The 20,181-nt window shown below is 58.0% G+C and carries 14 protein-coding genes and 1 riboswitch; of the genes, 6 read left to right on the forward strand and 8 right to left on the reverse strand.

Annotation, left to right across the window (positions count from 1 at the left end):
* Window positions 1–161 precede the first annotated feature (161 nt).
* Both BMW84_RS17030 and BMW84_RS17035 read left to right on the forward strand, forming a co-directional pair.
* Window positions 162–1,292 carry a cation:proton antiporter gene (locus BMW84_RS17030; RefSeq protein ID WP_091070462.1) on the forward strand — a complete coding sequence of 377 codons (1,131 nt, stop codon included), beginning with the start codon at window positions 162–164 and terminating at the stop codon, window positions 1,290–1,292.
* 244 nt (window positions 1,293–1,536) lie between these two features.
* The gene (locus BMW84_RS17035) at window positions 1,537–4,551 is read left to right on the forward strand and encodes an efflux RND transporter permease subunit (protein ID WP_091070464.1); all 3,015 of its coding nucleotides are present in this window, start codon (window positions 1,537–1,539) and stop codon (window positions 4,549–4,551) included.
* A gap of 97 nt (window positions 4,552–4,648) precedes the next feature.
* Here the strand turns inward: BMW84_RS17035 and BMW84_RS17040 are convergent, their stop codons facing one another.
* The 3 genes from BMW84_RS17040 to BMW84_RS17050 form a co-directional block, all read right to left on the reverse strand.
* On the reverse strand, window positions 4,649–5,446 hold the full coding sequence (locus BMW84_RS17040) for an ABC transporter permease (protein ID WP_091070466.1): 798 nt from the start codon (window positions 5,444–5,446) through the stop codon (window positions 4,649–4,651).
* Window positions 5,447–5,549: 103 nt separating this feature from the next.
* Entirely contained in the window at window positions 5,550–6,356 is an 807-nt protein-coding gene (locus BMW84_RS17045) for an ABC transporter permease (protein WP_091070468.1), read from the reverse strand.
* Entirely contained in the window at window positions 6,343–7,395 is a 1,053-nt protein-coding gene (locus BMW84_RS17050) for an ABC transporter ATP-binding protein (protein ID WP_091070469.1), read from the reverse strand. Before BMW84_RS17050 ends, BMW84_RS17045 begins: the two co-directional genes overlap by 14 nt.
* A gap of 404 nt (window positions 7,396–7,799) precedes the next feature.
* Here BMW84_RS17050 and BMW84_RS17055 point away from each other — a divergent pair, with 404 nt between their 5' ends.
* Window positions 7,800–8,249 carry an Ig-like domain-containing domain gene (locus BMW84_RS17055; protein WP_091070471.1) on the forward strand — a complete coding sequence of 150 codons (450 nt, stop codon included), beginning with the start codon at window positions 7,800–7,802 and terminating at the stop codon, window positions 8,247–8,249.
* 98 nt (window positions 8,250–8,347) lie between these two features.
* Here BMW84_RS17055 and gcvPB read toward each other — a convergent pair whose 3' ends face one another.
* The 3 genes from gcvPB to gcvT are packed head-to-tail and all read right to left on the reverse strand — an operon-like array spanning window position 8,348 to window position 12,278.
* Window positions 8,348–9,808, reverse strand: a complete 1,461-nt coding sequence (gene gcvPB, locus BMW84_RS17060) for an aminomethyl-transferring glycine dehydrogenase subunit GcvPB (RefSeq protein WP_091070472.1) — start codon at window positions 9,806–9,808, stop codon at window positions 8,348–8,350.
* The gene (gcvPA, locus tag BMW84_RS17065; RefSeq protein WP_091070474.1) at window positions 9,805–11,157 is read right to left on the reverse strand and encodes an aminomethyl-transferring glycine dehydrogenase subunit GcvPA; all 1,353 of its coding nucleotides are present in this window, start codon (window positions 11,155–11,157) and stop codon (window positions 9,805–9,807) included. The genes gcvPB and gcvPA overlap by 4 nt, the downstream gene beginning before the upstream one ends.
* Entirely contained in the window at window positions 11,154–12,278 is a 1,125-nt protein-coding gene (gene gcvT / locus BMW84_RS17070; RefSeq protein WP_091070475.1) for a glycine cleavage system aminomethyltransferase GcvT, read from the reverse strand. The genes gcvPA and gcvT overlap by 4 nt, the downstream gene beginning before the upstream one ends.
* A gap of 187 nt (window positions 12,279–12,465) precedes the next feature.
* A riboswitch (glycine riboswitch) is annotated at window positions 12,466–12,564 on the reverse strand.
* 184 nt (window positions 12,565–12,748) lie between these two features.
* Here gcvT and gcvH point away from each other — a divergent pair.
* Window positions 12,749–13,141 (forward strand): glycine cleavage system protein GcvH, encoded by a 393-nt coding sequence (gcvH, locus tag BMW84_RS17075; protein ID WP_091070477.1) that lies wholly within the window; start codon window positions 12,749–12,751, stop codon window positions 13,139–13,141.
* Between the two features lie 138 nt (window positions 13,142–13,279).
* Here the strand turns inward: gcvH and BMW84_RS17080 are convergent, their stop codons facing one another.
* Window positions 13,280–14,101 carry a flagellar motor protein MotB gene (locus BMW84_RS17080; protein WP_091070478.1) on the reverse strand — a complete coding sequence of 274 codons (822 nt, stop codon included), beginning with the start codon at window positions 14,099–14,101 and terminating at the stop codon, window positions 13,280–13,282.
* Entirely contained in the window at window positions 14,098–14,892 is a 795-nt protein-coding gene (locus tag BMW84_RS17085) for a flagellar motor protein (RefSeq protein WP_091070480.1), read from the reverse strand. The genes BMW84_RS17080 and BMW84_RS17085 overlap by 4 nt, the downstream gene beginning before the upstream one ends.
* 201 nt (window positions 14,893–15,093) lie before the next feature.
* Between BMW84_RS17085 and uvrB the strand changes: the two genes are divergently transcribed.
* Both uvrB and uvrA read left to right on the forward strand, forming a co-directional pair.
* Window positions 15,094–17,085, forward strand: a complete 1,992-nt coding sequence (uvrB, locus tag BMW84_RS17090; protein ID WP_091070481.1) for an excinuclease ABC subunit UvrB — start codon at window positions 15,094–15,096, stop codon at window positions 17,083–17,085.
* A gap of 160 nt (window positions 17,086–17,245) precedes the next feature.
* A complete protein-coding gene (uvrA, locus tag BMW84_RS17095; RefSeq protein WP_091070482.1) occupies window positions 17,246–20,119 on the forward strand; it encodes an excinuclease ABC subunit UvrA in 2,874 nt (957 codons plus the stop codon).
* Window positions 20,120–20,181: the final 62 nt, after the last annotated feature.

Below are 20,181 nucleotides of genomic sequence, written 5' to 3' on the forward strand. Positions count from 1 at the left end.
TACAGAGGCGTCCGTCTAAGGGTATAATTTAAGGGAAGCATAAACGAATAAAAAAGACCATTTCGGAGGAGCCTGTCACCAAGGGCTCCTTTTTGTCTTTTTTCGGCATAAAGAGGTACCTGGTGCGGCCTTTCGGCAATGAACAGGAGTGAAGTGACATCATGGAATTTATTCTTTATCTCGTTCTGATCCTGCTGTTTACGAAGCTGGCCGGCGATCTGGCGGTACGGTTGGGACAGCCGGCAGTGCTCGGCAAGCTGATCGTCGGGGTCCTGCTGGGACCTGCCGTGCTCGGCTGGGTGCACAACAGCGATTTCATTCATGACATGTCGGAGATCGGCGTGCTGCTGCTCATGTTTATCGCCGGACTGGAGACAGATCTGGAGCAGCTGAAGAAAAACTGGAAAGCGGCTTTCGCGGTTGCCGTCGGCGGCATTGTGCTTCCTTTTGCAGGCGGTTACGCAGTAGGGGAGCTTTTCGGTTTTACGAATCTGGAGTCTTTGTTTCTGGGGGTCATCCTCAGCGCAACCTCTGTCAGCATTTCCGTACAGGTGCTTAAGGATATGAACCGGCTCAACACGCCGGAAGGCTCTACCATCCTGGGAGCGGCTGTAGTGGACGATATTATCGTCGTGCTGCTGCTCGCGGTGCTGATGAGCTTTTCCGGATCGGGGGAAGAAGTTTCGCTGGGGCTCCTGGTCGGCAAAAAGATGTTGTTCCTCGTGATTGCCATTCTTGCCGGCATCTTCGCCGTACCGCGAATTATGAAATGGCTTGCGCCGCTTCGGGTTACGGAAGCTGTGATAACGGCTGCGCTGGTGATCTGCTTTGCGTATGCCTACTTTGCTGAGGCCATGGGGATGGCCGGGATTATCGGCGCCTTCGCCGCGGGGCTGGCCATTGCGCAGACCTCATTCAAGACCACAGTTGAGGTGAAGCTGGAACCGATCGCGTATTCCCTGTTCGTGCCCATCTTTTTCGTCAGCATCGGCCTGAACGTAACCTTCGAGGGGTTGGGCGGCCAACTTGGTTTTGCCGTAATACTGACGCTTGTGGCGGTACTCGCCAAATGGGGCGGTGCCTGGATCGGAGCCAGACTGACGGGCTTCGGCAGCCGTTCCGCATCCGCCATCGGCATCGGCATGATATCGCGGGGCGAAGTCGCGCTGATTATCGCGGCTTCCGGGTTAGCCGAGAATTTGCTCGCCCCGGCGTATTTTACATCGGTCATCCTTGTGGTTATCGTTACGACCTTGCTGACCCCGCCGCTGCTTAAAGTGGTTTTCCGTTAAAATTGAGTTATTGCCTAAGCCTTTCCCGCCTCGGGAGAGGCTTTTTTCTGTATAACCGTCCTCACTCTGCCTGGAGGAGGATAAAAATCCCCGTCTTAAGTCGTAGATGTAAACCCGCCGCCGGGCGGTTTTAGGAGCTTCCAAAAAATCCTAAACTAAATCCGTATTCAAAGTGCGTACATATGGAGGCCAGACACCTAGAGAAAGGTATACCATACAATACGGATTGGAGAGGGGTTAAAAAATGGAGAGGTTTACGAAGTGGGCGTTCGGCAACAAAGGAGCGGTGGGACTGCTCGTTGTGCTGGCGCTGGTTGTCGGGTTGTTGAGTTATAGGTCGCTTCCCATGGAGTTTATGCCGGAGGCGGATAACCCGCAAGTCACGGTAACGGTGATCGGACCGGGGCAGGATGCCCATTCCATGGAGACGAATGTAGTGAAGCCGATTGAAGAAGCGACGGCGCTGGTGAAGGGAAGTACCGAGCAGATGTCGACTTCGGGCAACGGATACGGCTCGGTGGATATTTATTTTGACGGCAAGACGGACATGAAGGCGGCCACCCAGGAGATTGAAAAAGCCGTTGGCGCCCTGCAATTCCCCGAGGGGGTTATGAAGCCATTCGTGGTCCAGCTGAACACGTCGATGATTCCGGTCTCGCAGCTGACGCTGGGCTTTGACGGCGGGTTGACCAAAGATAACCTGGACGTGGCGGAGAAGACGATTCTTCCGGCGCTGCAAAAGATCGAAGGGGTCGCAAACGTAGCGCTCTACGGGCGGACCTCGCCGCAGGTCAACGTGAAGCTGGATACCGCCGCGATGGCGGCCAAGGGAGTGACCGCTGCCCAGGTGATGGGACTTCTGCAAGGCCGCAGCGTCTCGGCTTCCATCGGGGAGCAGACGATCGGCGGTCAAGCGGGCAACATCAGCGTGGTCTCCTCGATTGATAGTCTGGATACGCTGAAGTCCCTGCCGGTCGCTCCCGGCGTGAAGCTGGCAGACATCGCAGCCGTAGAAACGAAACAGGATCAGGAGAGCGTCAGCCGCTCGAACGGGCAGGATGTGCTGTTCGCGGTCGTGACCAAAGAGGCGAATGCCAATGCCGTCGATGTCGGCGATAAGGTGAAGGATGCCGCGGAGGAATTGACGAAGACGGTCAAAGGCGCCCATCTGGATGTTCTGATCAGCACCTCGGACATGGTCGTAGACTCCGTAAACAGCATGATGCGCGAAGTGCTGCTCGGCGCGCTATTCGCGACGGTCGTCATCCTGCTCTTCCTGCGCAATTTCCGGGCGACGCTGATAACGGCGATCTCGATTCCGCTGTCGCTGGCGGTGACGCTGTACCTGCTCAAGATTTCCGGCATTACACTGAATATCGTAACGCTCGGCGGCGTCGCCGTTGCCGTCGGCCGGCTGGTGGACGACAGCATCGTCGTCATCGAGAACATCTACCGCAGGCTGCAAAAGGAGCCATTCTCCCGCGATATGATTATCGGCGCGACCAAGGAAGTCGCGCAGGCCATTACGTCTTCGACGATTGCCACCGTGGCCGTTTTCCTGCCGATGGGCCTCCTGCGCGGCGGACTGCAGGCGTTCCTGCTCCCGTTTGCCTTGACGGTTACGTACTCGCTGCTGACCTCGCTGATCGTGGCGCTGACCGTCGTGCCGCTGCTGAGCTCCTGGCTGCTGCGCGGAACAAGCATGAAGGAGCACAAGCCGCTGCAGGGCTTCAGCCGTTTCCTGGAATGGAATCTGCGCCGCAAATGGATTCCGCTCTTGCTTAGCTTGCTGCTGCTCGTCGGTTCGGTAGGCGCTTATGTCATGATGCCGAAGGGCGCCCTGGATGCTTCGAACGCGACGATGGCGACCGTACAGCTCAAATACCCGAACAATGTGCCGGTCAGCGATGTGCTGGACAACGGCAAAAAGCTGGAGCAGGAGCTCATGAAGCAGCCGCAGGCCAAGACGGTCGTGATGCAGTCCGGCAACAGCGCCGATTCGGCGCAATGGGGCAGCGTCAGCTCGCTGACCCAGGTCGACTACACGATTCTGCTGCAAGAAGGCGCAGATGCGGAAGTGTTCCTGGACCATGTCCGCAGCCTGCAAAGCGAATATAGCGGGGCGACGCTGACGGCCAGAGAGGCCAGCATGATGCTCTCGTCCGGCGGCTCCCCGACGGAATACATCGACATCGTCGGCGACGATCTGACGGCTTTGAAGACCCTTGCGGCGCAAGCAGCAGATAAAGTCAAAGCGGTGGAAGGCGTGCAAAAGGTAAGCACCAATATGGAGGATACGAAGCCGGTATACTCCTTCAAGGTTAACCCGGCCGAAGCGAATGCCCAGGAAATCTCCATGCAGCTGAGCGCGCTCCTGAACCCGGTGCCGATTGGACAAATGCAGCTGGACGGTTCCCCGGCAGCGGTGGTGCTGGCGCCGGCGGCGCAGCCTGCAACGCAGGAGGATCTGAACAATCTGCCGATTATGACGGCGGCCGGACCAAAGCCGCTGTCGCAGCTGGCGACGCTGGAAGTGCGCGACGAACCGGCGATGCTGTACCATAAGGACGGCAAACCTTACGTTCGCATCACCGCCGAGATGGATCCGAAGAAGGTATCGGAGATCGGAACGGATATCCGCACCGCCATGGACGACATCAAGCTGCCGGACGGCGTAACGCTGTATACCGGCGGGGCCTCCGTGGATCAGGCCGGCGACTTTGGCGATCTGGGCATGACGGCGCTGATCTCCATCGCCCTCGTCTACCTGATTATGGTTCTGACATTCAAGACGCTGCGCGCACCGCTGGCGATCATGTTCTCCCTGCCGCTTGCAGCGATCGGCGCGGTTGTCGCGCTCCTGATCTCCGGCGTGACCCCGGACTTCACCGCCATGTTCGGCGCGCTGATGCTGATCGGCATCGTCGTTACGAACGCGGTCGTGCTGATCGACCGGATCAAGCAAAACGAAACCCATCTGCCGATCCGCGAAGCGATTATCGAGGCGGCCGGCACGCGGATGCGGCCGATCCTGATGACCGCGATCGCTACCATCTGCGCGATGATTCCGCTGCTCATCGGCCACTCCGAGACAGGCAGCATCGTCTCGCAGAGCCTGGCAATCGTCGTGGTCGGCGGACTCGCCGCCGCAACGGTGCTGACGCTGATCATCGTGCCGGCCATCTATGAGCTGCTGTATTTCCGCAAATCGGCGAAGCAGCGGCGCAAGGCGGCACCGGCAGCGACGGAAGCGGCTTAAGCCTCCGGCGCAGCAGGCTAATTCTTTTAAACAAAGCAGCGGCCCGACGTCCAATGGACGTTCGGGCCGCTGCTTTTTGTGATCATGATCGAATGAGTCAGTTCCCTGCACTCTCATATTTGCTTAATCCGTAGCGGAACAGGCCGTATGCGCAGAACGCGCTGGCTACGGCCACGACCGGGGCTAGCATCCACCAGCCGGACCAGCCGCTTTTTCCGAAAATATAGGTCGCCGGATAGAAGCTGATAAACGCATAGGGCAGAACCGTGGAGACCAGCACACGCACCGCCTGCGGAAACAGCGTCAACGGGTATTTGGCCAGATCGGCCAGATTATGTACCATCAGCGGAAAAGCATTGCCGGAGGCGCGGATCCAGAATGACGCGGAATTGCCAGCGAGATTAATCGACACGCGGATAATGACGGCCGTAATGAGCAGCAGGAGTGTGATCAGCACCTTGCCGATGGTCCACTGCACATGGCTGTGCAGCAGCGATTGCCATACCATGACGAAGCCGAGCAGCAGATTGCCCAGCCCGTTGATGCCGATGCCCGTACAGAACACCTGCAGAACGACCGGAACCGGACGCAGCAGATACCGGTCGAGCTCACCCATGTTAACCAGCCTGGCGAGCCGCCAGGTGCCCTCGAAGAACATCGAGCCGAATCCTTCGGTCAGAAAAATCATCGCATACATAAACGTGACTTCCCAGAACTGCCAGCCGTTGATGTCGGGAATGCGGTCATAGATCACCCACAAAAAGACAAATCCGAGCACCTGCGTCAGCGCCGCCGAGCACATCAGAATGTAGAAGTCTTTATTGTATTCAAGGATGGCCTTAAGCTGCTGAACGAACAGTCTGCGGTACAAATAGAACATACGCGATAACGTCACTGTTGCTTCCCCCTTTCTTACACTATAAAAATGAATTCGTTTTCGGGCTCCACGAATAGTGCCTGATTACACTGTAAAGCGACGCCCCACTTTGTAAGGGTGTTTAACCCCCATGGATGGTCACCTGCCGCACGGCCCAATTCCACATCGCTTTACCAGCCAGCCACAGTGCGGCGCCCCAGAAGCATTGAATCCCGATCAGCTTGAGGCTCTCCAGCGTTCCGGCCTGCTCCAGGAAGATCCGGGTCGGCGTATAAATGATGCTTTGAAAAGGAAGCAGCAGCGCGATTCGCTCCAGCCAGCCCGGAAAAAACACCAGCGGCACGAGCGCGCCGGACAGCAGGTTGGTCACCGCGATCCGCGCCCAGACGATGCCCAGCGAGCCGGTCGACCAGAAGCAGCACAGCGCCGCCAGATAGACGATGCCGAATTTGACCATAATCGCCGCCAGCAGGCTAAGGACAAAAAGAAAATAGGTTAAACCGGAGTGCGGAAATGCGATGCCGGAGACGAAGCAGGTGAATACGCCAACGAGGATGACGCCCATTCCGCCTTCCAGCAGGCTGGTGCCCAGCGTCTCCGAGAACCGCGCCGTCTGAAAATCGAGCGGCTTCAGGAGATCCATCGCCACGCTGCCGTCGAGGATTTTGGAGGAAATCGAAGTCTCGGAATACCAGGACAGCACGGAGTTGGCCAGAAAGGTCACGAACAGATACGTTTTCATCTGATCCCAGGTGTAGCCGCCCAGCGATTCCCGGCCGTGGTAAATCCCCGCCCACAGGAAATAGATCGCCAGCAGATTGATCACGCTCGCCATAAAATTGATGACATAGGAAAAACGGTACGCCAGTACGTTCTGCAGCGAACGGCTGGCGATGCTGCGGTATTTGCTAAGCTCAGTGAACGGCATGGACGCTCAGCACCTCCCGCTCCTCGCGGCTTTGCCCCAGGTCGAGGTTGCCTTCGTACACGGCCTTGATGACCTGCTCGATATTGGCATCCTCCATGCGGAAGTCGACGACTTCACCGAGCTTCATGACGCGGGACACGATGTCGCTGGCCGTGTATTCGTTCCGGTCGAAGGCGACGGAGAATTCTAGTTCACTTTGCCGGGCCAGACGGAGACCGGGAATGAGCAGCAGCTGGTCTTTCAGCATCTCCGGCATCGGTGCGCCAAGCTGGAAGAAAATCATCCGGTCGCGGGCAAACCGGGCTTTGACCTCGCTAAGGCTGCCGTCGTAAATGATGGAGCCATGATCGATGATGATGAGCCGCTGGCACAGATCCTCGATATCGCCGAGGTCGTGGGTGGTCAGCATGACGGTGGTCTGCCGCTCCTGGTTGATCTGTTTAATGAATTCGCGGATTTTTTGCTTTACGGATACGTCAAGGCCGATCGTCGGTTCGTCCAGATACAGAATCGGCGGGTTATGTAAGAGTGCTGCAGCCAGATCGGCACGCATCCGCTGGCCGAGCGAGAGCTTGCGGGCGGACAGATGCATAAATTCGTCCATGCCGAGCAGCTCGATAAAGCATTCCAGATTCCGTTTGTATACGGCATCGGGGATATGATAGATGTCCTTCAGCAGCGAAAACGATTCAGCAATCGCGATATCCCACCACAGCTGCGTGCGCTGCCCAAAGACGGCGCCGATCTGCGCCGCGTTCTCCATCCGTTTCTTGTACGGGTTGACACCGTTTACAAGAATGGAGCCTGCGGTTGGCATCAGAATGCCGGTCAGCATTTTGATCGTCGTCGACTTGCCGGCGCCGTTCGGCCCGACATAGGCGACCATTTCCCCGGCTTCGATCCGCAGGTCGAGCGGTTTGACGGCCACTTTTTCAATGTGCTTCGGAACAAAAAGATGTTTGACCGCGCCCTTCAGGCCCGGCTCCTTCACAGCCTGCATAAACGATTTCGTCAGGCCGCTGGCTTCAATAATACTCAAGGGGTACACCTCCAAAAAAAGACGTTGCTGCTAATATAGCATTTCGCAACTGTCGAAAACTGGCGGTTTATAGCGAGTGGGAAAAAAATTTGGCGAGTCCCGTTTGGTCTTACTTCTTGCTGATCGGGACAAGGATGTGCCGGCACAAATGAAGAAGCCGGGTGCAAAGGGAACGGGGAGGCAGCTCATATTTCCGCTTTCTAGAATTGGTCTATATATCCAAAGACTTCTATGCTGGCACGGCGCGAAGGCTCCGCTTCTATTTACAAAACACCCAAGAAAGTAATTCAATATCGAACCAATTAATGGTAATATATGAGGCATCCATGAGATGATTTTCTGCAGGATGATACGAGCAAAAGCCGGGTCTGTCGATCAGGAATTTAAAAAGCAGGAGAGGTCGCATGAAACCAAACAGAAGTTATTCCTATACCCTGGCCGTGGCGGTTCTCTTCATCCTGTTGGCCGCCTGCTCGAAAGACTCTTCCGCCTCCGGCAACAAGCCGGGCAGTTGGATCTCCGCGACGGTTCCGGCCAACAATGCCCAAGTAGAAGATACGCATTCGGCAATTTCGGTCATGTTTACGAAAGCGATGAATCCGGCGTCCCTGAATGCCGAAAACATTCTCGGTTTGGACGGCAAGCACGGCGATGCGAATATATCCAGTCTGTTCGATTACGCCTACACGCTGGATACCCGAACCCTGACGCTGGAGTTTAAAGACCCGGCTTCGGATTATGGAACGGACAACGGGATTCAGGTGGTCATTACGGGAAAGGTTGAAGGTGCCGACAAAAAGCCGATGAATGAGGAGTACTCCTTTGGTTTCAGTACCGGAGGTACGGGGGGGTGAGCTTGAGGCTTCCCTTCAGATTATAAAAAAGCTGCTGATCCGCGCGTTGTTCAAACGGCCTGGATCAGCAGCTTTTTGCTGTTCATGCATTCTATACTTTAGCCGCAGGAGCAGTTCAGCACCGGCTTGCGGGCGGCCAGCGTTTCGTCGAGGCGGCTGATCTCCGTCGTATGCGGCGCACCGGTTACGATCTCCGGCGTTTCTTCCGCTTCCTTGACGATCCGGATCATCGTCTCGATGAAGCCGTCGAGCGTTTCTTTGCTTTCGGTTTCCGTCGGCTCGATCATCAGGCACTCCTCCACGGTCAGCGGGAAGTAGACAGTCGGCGGATGGTAGCCGAAATCGAGCAGCCGTTTGGCGACATCCAGCGTGCGAACGCCGTACGACTTAAGGTTTTTGCCGGATAGGACGAATTCATGCTTGCAGATACCCGGATACGGAACTTCGAAATAAGGAGCCAGGCGTGCGAGCATGTAATTGGCGTTCAGCACGGCGTTCTCCGATACCTCACGCAATCCTTCCGGCCCGTAGGTACGGATGTAGGCATAGGCGCGGACGAGAATACCGAAGTTGCCGTAAAAGGCTTTGACCCGGCCGATCGACTGCGGGCCGCCGGCATCGAGCGCATAGCTGCCGTCTTCGTTCCGGACGACGCTCGGCTGCGGCAGGAACGGGATCAGCTTCGCCTTGACGCCGACCGGACCGGCGCCCGGGCCGCCGCCGCCGTGCGGCGTGCTCATCGTCTTGTGCAGATTGAGATGGACCACATCGAAGCCCATGTCGCCCGGGCGGGTAATGCCCATGATGGCGTTGGAGTTCGCGCCGTCATAATAGAGCAGCCCGCCCGCTTCGTGCACGATGGCGGCGATCTCGACGATCTGCGTCTCGAACAGGCCGAGCGTGCTCGGGTTGGTCAGCATCAGCGCAGCGGTGTCGCTGCCGACGGCGGCGCGCAGCGCGGCCAGGTCGACCATCCCTTTGGCATCCGACGGGATGGTGACGGTCTCGAGGCCGGCCGCGGAGGCGCTGGCCGGATTGGTGCCATGCGAGGAGTCCGGCACGATAACCTTCGTGCGGCGCTCGCCGCGGCTTTCATGATAGGCGCGGATCATCATGAGGCCGGTCCATTCGCCGTGGGCGCCTGCGGCCGGCTGCAGGGAGACGGCGTCCATGCCGGTCAGCGCGGCCAGGTCTTTTTGCAGCGTGTACATCAATTCGAGCGCGCCTTGAATGCTCTCTTCCGGCTGGTACGGGTGAATCTTTGCCAGGCCGGGGAAGCGGGCGACATCCTCGTTGATCTTCGGGTTGTATTTCATCGTGCAGGAGCCAAGCGGATAAAAGCCGTTGTCGACCCCGAAATTGCGGCGGGACAAGGCGGTATAGTGGCGGATGACATCGACCTCGGAGACCTCCGGCAATACGGCCGGCTCGCTGCGCAGCAGGCCCGCCGGAATCAGCGTATCCAGTGCTTCCTCCTGCGGCACATCGCAGACGGGAAGAGAGTATGCCGCACGGCCGGGGCGGCTCAGTTCGAATATCAGGGATTGTTCCGGTTTCATAAGCAGCCCTCCAATGCGCTGGCAAAATGGTCGATTTCGGTTTTGCTTCTTTTTTCGGTGACGGCGACGAGCATATGTCCGGCCAGTTCCGGATAGTCGCGGCCCAGATCGTAGCCGCCGAGATAACCGGCATCCAGCAGCTTCGCATTGATCGCCTGAACGCTGCTGCCTTCCGGCAGCTTCAGCACGAATTCATTGAAGTACGGGGCACTGAACGCCAGCTCTGCGCCGGCAACGGCAGCAAGCTTCTCCGCAGCGTAGCGGCTCTTGCGGATGTTCAGCTCGCCAACCTCGCGCATGCCTTCCTTGCCCATAACGGACAGGTAGACGGAAGCGCAAAGGGCGAGCAGCGCCTGGTTGGAGCAGATGTTCGACGTCGCCTTCTCGCGGCGGATATGCTGCTCGCGGGCTTGCAGCGTCAGCACGAAGCCGCGCTTGCCGCTGCGGTCGACCGTCTGGCCGACGATGCGGCCCGGCATCCGGCGCATCAGCGGCTCGGCGACGGCGAAGAAGCCGCAGGTCGGGCCGCCGAAAGAGGCGGGGATGCCGAGCGGCTGCGCATCGCCGACAACGATGTCGGCACCGAGCTTGCCCGGCGTCTCCAGCACGCCGAGCGCCAGCGGGTTGGCGCTGACGACGAGCAGGCCCTTCGCTTCGTGAATCATCGCCGCGATGGCGCCAAGGTCCTCAATGCCGCCGAAGAAGTTCGGCGACTGCACCAGCACGGCGGCGGTGTCGGCGTCGATGGCCGCAGCCAGCTTGGCATGGTCGGTGACGCCGTCTTTATAGTCGATCTCGACGACGTCCAGGCCCCAGGCATCCGCCGAGGTGCGCAGCACCTGGCGCGCTTCCGGATGGACGGCGCGGGAGACGACGAGCTTCTTGCGTTTGGTCGCGCCGGAGGCCAGCACGGCCGCTTCCGCAAAAGCGGTCGCGCCGTCGTACATGCTGGCATTGGCCACTTTCATGCCGGTCAGCTCGCAAATATAAGACTGGAATTCAAAAATCGCCTGCAGCTCGCCTTGGCTGATTTCCGGCTGGTAAGGCGTATAAGCGGTATAGAACTCCGAACGGGAAATGACATGGTTAATGACGACGGGGATATGATGGTCGTACAGCCCGGCGCCAAGAAAACTTGCGTGGGTGTCAAAGTTGGCGTTGCGGTCAGCAAGCTCTTTCATGTGGCGCAGCAGCGCGTATTCGTCCAGCGCTTCCGACATTGGCAGCGTTCCCTGATAGCGGACCTCCTTCGGAATATCGGCGAACAGTTCATCAATGGATTGGATGCCTACGGTCGCCATCATTTCCTTGCGGTCTTGTTCGGTCATCGGCAGATAGCGGTGTTTCACTGGGGCTTCACTCCTTGGCCTTTTTTGTAAAACGGGGCTTTCACGACAGATGCCTTGAGCAGCTTGCCGCGGATTTCCACATACACTTCGGTGCCGATTTCGGTATAAGGCGTGTCAATCAGCGCGAGTCCGAGGTTGCGCTTCAGCGTCGGGGATTGGGTTCCGGTCGTGACCTCGCCGATTTTGACGCCGTCCGCAAAGACCGGGTAATGCGAACGCGGGATGCCGCGGTCGATCATTTCCAGGCCGACGAGCCGGCGGGGAATGCCTTGCTCTTTTTGCTTCAGCAGGGCGGCTTTGCCGATGAAATCGGCTTTGTCCAGCTTGACGAAGAACTGCACGCCCGCTTCGAGCGGCGTAATCGTGGCCGACAGCTCCTGGCCGTACAGCGGCAGCTTCGCCTCGAACCGCAGCGTGTCGCGCGCTCCAAGACCGGCCGGTGTCAGCCCGTAAGGCTCGCCGGCTTCCAGCAGCCCGTTCCACAGCGCGGCGGCCGCTTCCCGGGGCGCATACAGCTCGAAGCCATCCTCGCCGGTATAGCCGGTGCGGGAGAGCAGCAGCTTCACGCCGCATACTTCCGCGTTCTCGATAAAGCGGAACGGCTTCAGTTCGCCGATCGGGGCATCCGTCACCTTGGACAAAACGGTTTCCGCCAGCGGCCCTTGGAGGGCAAGCAATAAGGTTTCGCCTGAAATATCGCGGAGGCTGACACCGCTGAATTCCGCCGCCCGGTGTTCCTCCAGCCAGTTGAAATCTTTATCAATGTTCGAGGCGTTGACCACCAGCATGTAGCGCTCTTCGCCGAGCCGGTAGACGAGCAGGTCGTCGACTACGCCCCCGTCCGGATACAGCAGCAGGGAATACTGCGCGCCGCCGTCTTCAAGCTTCGTCACGTCGTTGGTGGTCATGCGCTGCAGGAAAGCCTCGGCGCCGCTGCCGGCCACCATGAACTCGCCCATATGCGAAACGTCGAACAGGCCGGCCTGGTTGCGGACCGCATCATGCTCCTTGACGATCCCCGTAAACTGCACCGGCAGCTCCCAGCCGCCGAAGTCGATGCATCTGGCGTCCGCGTAGGCGGAATAAAGCTCGTAAAACGGCGTTCTTTTCAATGTCTCCACCTCGTTAAGTCACTCCTCTAGTTCGGATTCCATGCAAAAAAGGACAGACGAAACGCAAATATGCCTATGCATATCTAGCGTTTCGCTCTGTCCTTTGTACCTGAGAGTTACCCTGCGCGATCAACAGGCAGGTTTCCCCGTGGGTGATCTGACGCTGCGCGTGCGGCGCCGATGCTCTCCAGAGATGCGTCCGGCACAGGTCCTTTTGCCTGAGAGATTCACCCGCATGCGCAGGCTTACTCCTTCGGCGCCGTCCTCTTGGAACGGTCTCTCCCTGGGCCATCATTCGCAAACCGTATTGTAATGTCTACTCCATTAAAACGGGTAGGCGAGCACGCTGTCAACCGAAAAACGTCAAAAAGATGACAAAAATTAATTTCCTGTCAGTTATCTTGACATTTCGCAGAGACTTCCCGTAGTCTATAACTGATTTTGACTAATTCGGACGAAAACCAAAGGAGCGGCTGGGAATGAGTGAAGTGCTAGACAATCTGCTGTACAGCGAAGAGCATGAATGGGCGCAGCAAGGCGAAGGGCGCACCGTACGCGTCGGCATCACGGATCATGCGCAAAATCTGCTCGGCGATATCGTATTCGTGGAGTTTCCGGAAGTGGGAGCGGCTATTTCCGCCGGCGACAGCGTAGGCAGCATCGAATCCGTCAAGACGGTTTCTGAATTATATTCGCCCGTATCGGGCAAGGTGACGAAAGTGAACGACACGCTGGAATCCAGCCCGGAGAAGATCAACGATGCGCCTTACGGGGACGGTTGGATCTTCGAAGTGGAGATCGAAGGCGAGTTTGCGGATGCGGTTTCGGGGCTTCTGGATGCGGAAGGATACCGAAAGCATCTGGGAGAGTAACATTGGTTGTCATTCTAGTGTCATAAATGGCGAAAAAATAGACAAGGCAGGGTTTCTCGCACATGCGGTGTGAGGAGCTCTGCCTTTTTGCGTGTTCGGGATGGAAGAAAGGATTGCCGATCCCATGCTGAAGTTTTGTTATTCTTCCTGCAGCTGCCGCAAGACGATCAACTCGACGCGGCGGTTTTTTTGCCGTCCGGCGGCGGTGGCATTGTCGGCGGCGGGTTTGGTGTCGGCGTAGCCGGCATACTGGAACATATCGGGATCCAGCCGCTCGTTGTCGAGGAAAAAGCGCAGTACTGACAGCGCCCGGGCGCCCGACAGCTCCCAGTTGTCGCTGTAGCGCGAGCCGGCCGAGACCGGGGTGTTGTCGGTATGCCCCTCGATGCTGACCGTGGCACCGATACCGCGGAACAGCCCGGACAGCTGGCGGAGCGCGGGGAGCGCCGGGCTTTTAAGCTCCGCTTTGCCCACGTCAAACAGAAAGCGGTCGCTGAGCGTAATGGCGATCCCCTGGGGCTTATCGGCGACAAAAATCTGGTCGCCGAGGTTATTGTCCTCGACGTATTTGGTTATGACGCCCATCAGGGCGGAGAGTTTGGCTTCCTGCTCCCGGAAGGCGATCTCGCGGGCGGTGGGCGTTCCTGTATCCGTACCGGGCGATGCGCTCGGCGCGGCCGAAGGCGCCGCCGTCGCACCCTCCGGCTGACCGTTTTGGCTGCCGCCTTTTTGGCCGTCCAGTACGCCGTTGCCGCCTTCCAGCACCGGATTGCCGTTCGCAAAGGTCTGCGAGAGGGAGCCGGATACCTGCTTGTATTTCTCGGTATCCAGACTGCTCATGGCGTACAAAATGACGAAGAAAATGAGCAGCAGCGTGATCAAATCGGCATAGGTAATCATCCAGCGGTCGCGGTTTTCCCGTCCCTCCGTCCGCCGGCTCTGCCGTCCCCGCCGTTTCATGGTCTTCCTCCGGCGTTCGGCGGCCCTTCAACATCGGCGTAGCCTTCGCCGTTCCCCAGGAAGGCGCTCATTTTCTTGCGCACCAGGAGCGGATGATCGCCGTTTTGCAGCGACAGAATGCCGACCATCACCATCTCCATTTCGCCGATTTCGCTTTGGCAGCGGGCTTTGATTTTGGAGGCGATGGGCAGAAAAATCAGGTTGGCGCTGGCTACGCCGTACAGCGTCGCGGTAAACGCGACGGCAATGGAAGAGCCCAAATGGGACGGATCGGTCAAGGTGCCAAGCACGCGGATGAGGCCCATCACCGTGCCGATAATGCCCATGGTCGGGGCGTAGCCGCCGGCGGCTTCGAAGATTTTGGCGTACCCTTCGTATTTCGCCTCCTTGGCGTCCATTTCCAGCTCCAGGATTTCCCGGACCTGGCCGGGATCGTTGCCGTCGATGATCAGCAGCAGACCGTCGCGGGTAAAGGAGTCGGGATGCTGCTCCGCGCGCTGCTCCAGGCCAAGCACGCCGCCGCGCCGGGATATCGCCGACATGGCGATGATCTCTTCGGCTTTCTCTTCGCGGCGGCCGGTAAATCTGCCGAAGGCCATCCGCAGCGCCGCGGGAATGGTCCGTAAGCGGGCCGCCGGAAAGCTGATCAAGACGGCGGCTAAGGTACCGCCGAATACGATCAGGGCGGCGTTGGGCTGCAGCAGGCCCTGGGCGGTGCCGCCTTCGGCGAAAAATGCGCCGATCAGGGCAGCCAAGCCGGCAATGAGGCCGATTATTGATGTAACATCCATGGGGGCAAGCTCCTTGTCAACAAAGATGAAAAGCCGCGATAAGTTTCATAAAGGGGTTTGCATCGCCTAAGGCAACACTGTATAATAAACGGGAACACGCATTCTTATCTTCCAGCATTTGCTGGTCGTATGGATCAAGCACAAACAGTCTACAATTATTATATATTAGTATATTTTAGACGATAGAGGGGAGACGGGCAAATGAGCGACATCGTCGTCAGCACAAAGACCTTTGAACTGGTGTCCGAATATTCACCCCAGGGCGACCAGCCGCATGCCATTGAAGAGCTGGTGGACGGACTCCGTCAAGGCAAGAAACATCAGACGCTGCTGGGCGCAACCGGCACGGGCAAGACGTTTACCATCGCGCAGATGATTTCCAAGGTGAACCGGCCGACGCTTGTGATTGCGCATAACAAGACGCTTGCCGCGCAGCTGGCCAGCGAATTCAAAGAGTTTTTTCCGAATAATTCGGTGGATTACTTCGTCAGTTACTACGATTATTACCAACCGGAAGCTTATATCCCCTCCTCCGACACCTATATCGAAAAAGACTCCAGCATCAACGAAGAGATCGACAAGCTGCGCCACTCGGCGACCAGCTCGCTGTTTGAACGGCGCGACGTCATTATCGTCGCCAGCGTATCCTGCATTTATGGCCTCGGGTCGCCGCAGGAATACGGCAGTTTGCTGCTCTCGCTGCGGGTAGGCATGGAGAAGCCGCGCAACCAGATTTTGAGCAGGCTCGTCGATATCCAGTACCAGCGCAACGATATGAACTTCGTACGGGGGACGTTCCGGGTGCGGGGGGATGTCGTCGAGATTTTCCCGGCGTCACAGGGAGAACATGCCATACGCGTCGAGCTGTTCGGCGACGAGATCGAGCGGATTACGGAGATCGACGTGCTGACCGGCGAACTGATCGGGGAACGCGACCATGTGGCAATTTTTCCGGCATCCCACTTTGTCACCCAAGAGGAGACGATGCGGGTAGCGCTGGTCAATATTGAACGCGAGCTGGAAGAACGTCTGGCTGAACTGCGGGATGCCGGCAAGCTTCTGGAAGCGCAGCGGCTGGAGCAGCGCACGCGGTATGATATCGAGATGATGAAGGAGGTCGGCTTCTGTTCGGGCATTGAGAACTATTCCGGGCCGCTGACCTTCCGCGAGCGGGGCGCTACGCCGTATACGCTGATGGATTATTTTCCGGACGATATGCTGATCGTCATCGACGAATCGCATGTGACGATTCCGCAAATCCGGGCCATGTACAACGGTGACCGTGCGCGCAAGACCGTACTGGTGGAGCATGGCTTCCGCCTGCCGTCGGCGCTGGACAACCGGCCGCTGCAGTTCGAGGAATTCGAAGACAAGGTGAAGCAGATCGTCTACGTCTCCGCGACGCCGGGACCGTACGAGATGGAACACTGCGACACGATGGTGCAGCAGATCATCCGGCCGACCGGCCTGCTTGATCCAATCATCGAGGTCCGGCCGACCGAAGGGCAGATCGACGATCTTATCAGCGAGATCCGCGAGCGGGTGGAGCGCGATGAACGGGTGCTGGTTACGACCTTGACGAAGAAGATGTCCGAAGATTTGACCGATTACTTCAAGGAGATCGGCATCAAGGTGCGGTATATGCACTCCGACATCAAGACGCTGGAGCGGATGGCGATTCTGCGCGATCTGCGGCTCGGTACGTTCCATGTTCTCGTGGGTATTAACTTGTTAAGAGAAGGGCTTGACCTGCCCGAGGTATCCCTGGTGGCGATTCTCGACGCGGATAAGGAAGGTTTCCTCCGTTCCGAACGTTCGCTGATCCAGACGATCGGCCGTGCGGCGCGCAACTCCGAAGGCCGGGTGCTGATGTACGGCGACCATATCACCGAATCGATGGAGAAAGCGATGAGCGAAACCCAGCGCCGCCGTGCCATCCAGATCGAGTACAACGAGAAGCACGGCATAACGCCGACCACGATCCACAAGAAGGTCCGCGACATCATCGAGGCGACGAAGGTGGCGGAATCCAAAGCCGAATATCTGACCGGCGTAGAAGGCAAGATGAGCAAGAAGGAGAAGCAAAGCCTGATGCAGCGCCTGGAGGCCGAGATGAAGGATGCGGCCAAGAACCTGCAATTCGAACGTGCCGCCGAGCTGCGCGATGCTTTGCTGGAGCTGCGGGCGGATTAGCCGGCTGTGCCTAATAACCCCGTCCGTGCCTAATGAAGAATTGGCGCAAGGAATGGAACGGTGCTGCCTGATACAGCGAGTAAGCCAATGCCCCACTTTGTGGGGTTTCTTTTAAATAAAAGCTTGGATTTTATTATGCATGTCATTGGAGGTTTTACCGTTGGCGAATGAAAGTATCGTTATTAAAGGCGCGAGAGCCCATAATCTCAAAAATATCGACGTGACGATTCCGCGCGACCGTTTTGTCGTGCTGACGGGGCTGAGCGGTTCAGGCAAATCGTCGCTTGCGTTCGATACGATTTATGCCGAAGGGCAGCGCCGGTATGTGGAGTCGCTCTCCGCGTATGCGCGCCAGTTCCTCGGGCAAATGGAGAAGCCGGATGTCGATTCGATCGACGGCTTGTCCCCGGCGATTTCCATCGACCAGAAGACAACAAGCCGGAACCCGCGCTCTACGGTCGGAACGGTAACCGAAATCTATGACTACCTGCGCCTTTTGTTCGCGCGGATCGGCCATCCGCATTGCCCGGATCACGGCATCGAAATTACGTCGCAGACGGTAGAACAGATGGTGGACCGGATCATGCAGTTTCCGGAGAAAACCCGGCTGCAGATTCTCGCCCCGGTCATCTCCGGCCGTAAAGGCGAGCATAAAGGCCTGTTCAGCGATATAGCCAAGCAAGGTTTCGTACGGGTACGCGTAGACGGCGAGCTGCGGGAAGTCACCGAAGAGATCGAACTGGAGAAGAATAAAAAGCACACCATCGAGGTTGTCGTGGACCGGATCGTGGTGAAGGACGACATCGAAACCCGGCTCACCGACTCGCTGGAGACGGCGCTCAAGCTGTCCGGCGGCAAAATCCTCGTGGATGTCATCGGCCAGGAGGAGCTGTTGTTCAGCTCGAATTTCGCCTGCCCGATCTGCGGCTTCAGCATCGAAGAGCTGGCGCCGCGGATGTTCTCGTTCAACAGTCCGTTCGGTGCCTGCCCGGATTGCGACGGCCTCGGCATGAACATGGTCGTCGACCCGGATCTGCTGATTCCGGAGCCGGACAAGTCCATTGAAGACGGCGCCTTCCTGGCCTGGACCGGCGGCACTTCAACCTATTACCCGCAATTTCTGAAATCGGTGTGCGAACATTTCAAGATTCCGCAGAATGTTCCGGTCAGCAGCCTTTCGGCCGATCACATGAACAAGCTGCTGTACGGAACCGGCGACGAGAAAATCCGCTTCAAATATGAAAACGACTTCGGTCAGCGCCGGGACGCGCTTGTCTCCTTCGAGGGAATTATACCGAACCTGGAACGCCGTTACCGAGACACTGCATCCGAAGGCATCCGGGAATTCATCGAAGGTTTCATGAGCGCCAAGCCATGCAACAGCTGCAAAGGCAAACGGCTGAAGCGGGAAATCCTCGCTGTGACCGTTAACGAGCGGAATATCGCCGACGTGACCGATCTGTCCATTGGCGATGCCCAGCATTTCTTCGACCATATGGTCCTTAGCGAAAAAGAGCAGTCCATCGCCAATCTCGTGCTCAAGGAGATCAGCAGCCGGCTCGGGTTTCTGGTTAATGTCGGTCTGAATTACCTGACGCTCAGCCGGGCGGCCGGATCGCTGTCCGGCGGCGAAGCCCAGCGGATCCGGCTGGCAACGCAGATCGGCTCCAGCCTGATGGGCGTGCTGTACATTCTGGACGAGCCCAGCATCGGTCTGCACCAGCGCGACAACGACCGGCTCATTGCGACGCTCGCGCATATGCGCGATCTCGGCAATACGCTGATCGTCGTCGAGCATGACGAGGATACGATGATGGCTTCCGACTATATCATCGATATCGGTCCGGGCGCCGGCATTCACGGCGGCCAGGTAATCGCGCAGGGAACGCCGCAGGAAATCATGAGCGACCCGAACTCGCTGACCGGCGAGTATTTAAGCGGCCGCAAGTTTATTCCCGTGACCGGCAAACGCCGGCAGACAGATGAACGCTGGCTGGAAATCCGCGGCGCCAAAGAGAATAATCTGAAGAACGTGAACGTTAAAATTCCGCTCGGCGTATTTACCGCGGTGACAGGCGTATCGGGCTCTGGCAAGTCGTCGCTCGTCAACGAGATTCTCTATAAGAGCCTGGCCCGCCATCTGAACAAGGCGACCAAAGTCCGCCCCGGCCAGCACAAAGAAATCCGCGGCCTGGAGAATCTGGACAAGGTCATCGACATCGACCAGTCGCCGATCGGCCGGACGCCACGCTCCAATCCGGCGACGTATACCGGCGTGTTCGACGATATCCGCGACCTGTTCTCCAAGACCAATGAAGCGAAGGTGCGCGGCTTCCAGAAGGGCCGGTTCAGCTTTAACGTCAAAGGCGGGCGCTGCGAGGCCTGCCGCGGCGACGGCATTATCAAGATCGAGATGCACTTCCTGCCGGATGTCTACGTCCCGTGCGAGGTCTGCAAAGGCAAACGCTACAACCGCGAGACCCTGGAGGTTAAATACAAAGGCAAAAGCATCGCCGACGTGCTGGAGATGACCGTCGAGGACGCGACGGAATTCTTTAAGAACATTCCAAAGATCCACCGCAAGCTCCAGACGCTGCTGGATGTGGGCCTCGGCTACATCAACATCGGGCAGCCGGGCACAACATTGTCCGGCGGGGAAGCGCAGCGCGTGAAGCTGGCTTCCGAGCTGTACCGGAGAAGCACCGGCAAGACGCTGTATATTCTCGACGAGCCGACCACGGGTCTGCATGTCGACGATATCGGCCGCCTGCTTGAAGTGCTTCACCGCCTTGTCGACTCGGGCGAATCGGTGCTTGTCATCGAGCATAATCTCGATGTCATCAAGACGGCCGACTATATCGTCGACATGGGGCCGGAAGGCGGCAGCGGCGGCGGCACCGTGGTGGCCACCGGAACGCCGGAGAAGCTGATCACCGTGGACGAGTCTTACACCGGCAGATATTTGAAGCCGATCCTGCTCCGCGACACCGAGCGGACGGAGAAGCTGATGCTGCAACCGGCGGAGAAAGCTTAAAGGCATTCGAGATGATACTGAGCAGCAGCCGGATTTCCGGATGGCTGTAGGCCAGTGAATAT

Source organism: Paenibacillus sp. NFR01 (genome assembly GCF_900111565.1).
Taxonomy (GTDB): Bacteria; Bacillota; Bacilli; order Paenibacillales; family Paenibacillaceae; genus Paenibacillus_AQ.

Bases quoted from the DNA above. Each gene is read 5' to 3' on its own strand.
- BMW84_RS17085 (WP_091070480.1), bottom strand. From the start codon at position 14,892: ATGGATGTTACATCAATAATCGGCCTCATTGCCGGCTTGGCTGCCCTG.
- BMW84_RS17035 (WP_091070464.1), top strand. From the start codon at position 1,537: ATGGAGAGGTTTACGAAGTGGGCGTTCGGCAACAAAGGAGCGGTGGGA.
- BMW84_RS17055 (WP_091070471.1), top strand. From the start codon at position 7,800: ATGAAACCAAACAGAAGTTATTCCTATACCCTGGCCGTGGCGGTTCTC.
- BMW84_RS17045 (WP_091070468.1), bottom strand. From the start codon at position 6,356: ATGCCGTTCACTGAGCTTAGCAAATACCGCAGCATCGCCAGCCGTTCG.
- uvrB (WP_091070481.1), top strand. From the start codon at position 15,094: ATGAGCGACATCGTCGTCAGCACAAAGACCTTTGAACTGGTGTCCGAA.
- gcvPB (WP_091070472.1), bottom strand. From the start codon at position 9,808: ATGAAACCGGAACAATCCCTGATATTCGAACTGAGCCGCCCCGGCCGT.
- BMW84_RS17030 (WP_091070462.1), top strand. From the start codon at position 162: ATGGAATTTATTCTTTATCTCGTTCTGATCCTGCTGTTTACGAAGCTG.
- gcvH (WP_091070477.1), top strand. From the start codon at position 12,749: ATGAGTGAAGTGCTAGACAATCTGCTGTACAGCGAAGAGCATGAATGG.
- BMW84_RS17080 (WP_091070478.1), bottom strand. From the start codon at position 14,101: ATGAAACGGCGGGGACGGCAGAGCCGGCGGACGGAGGGACGGGAAAAC.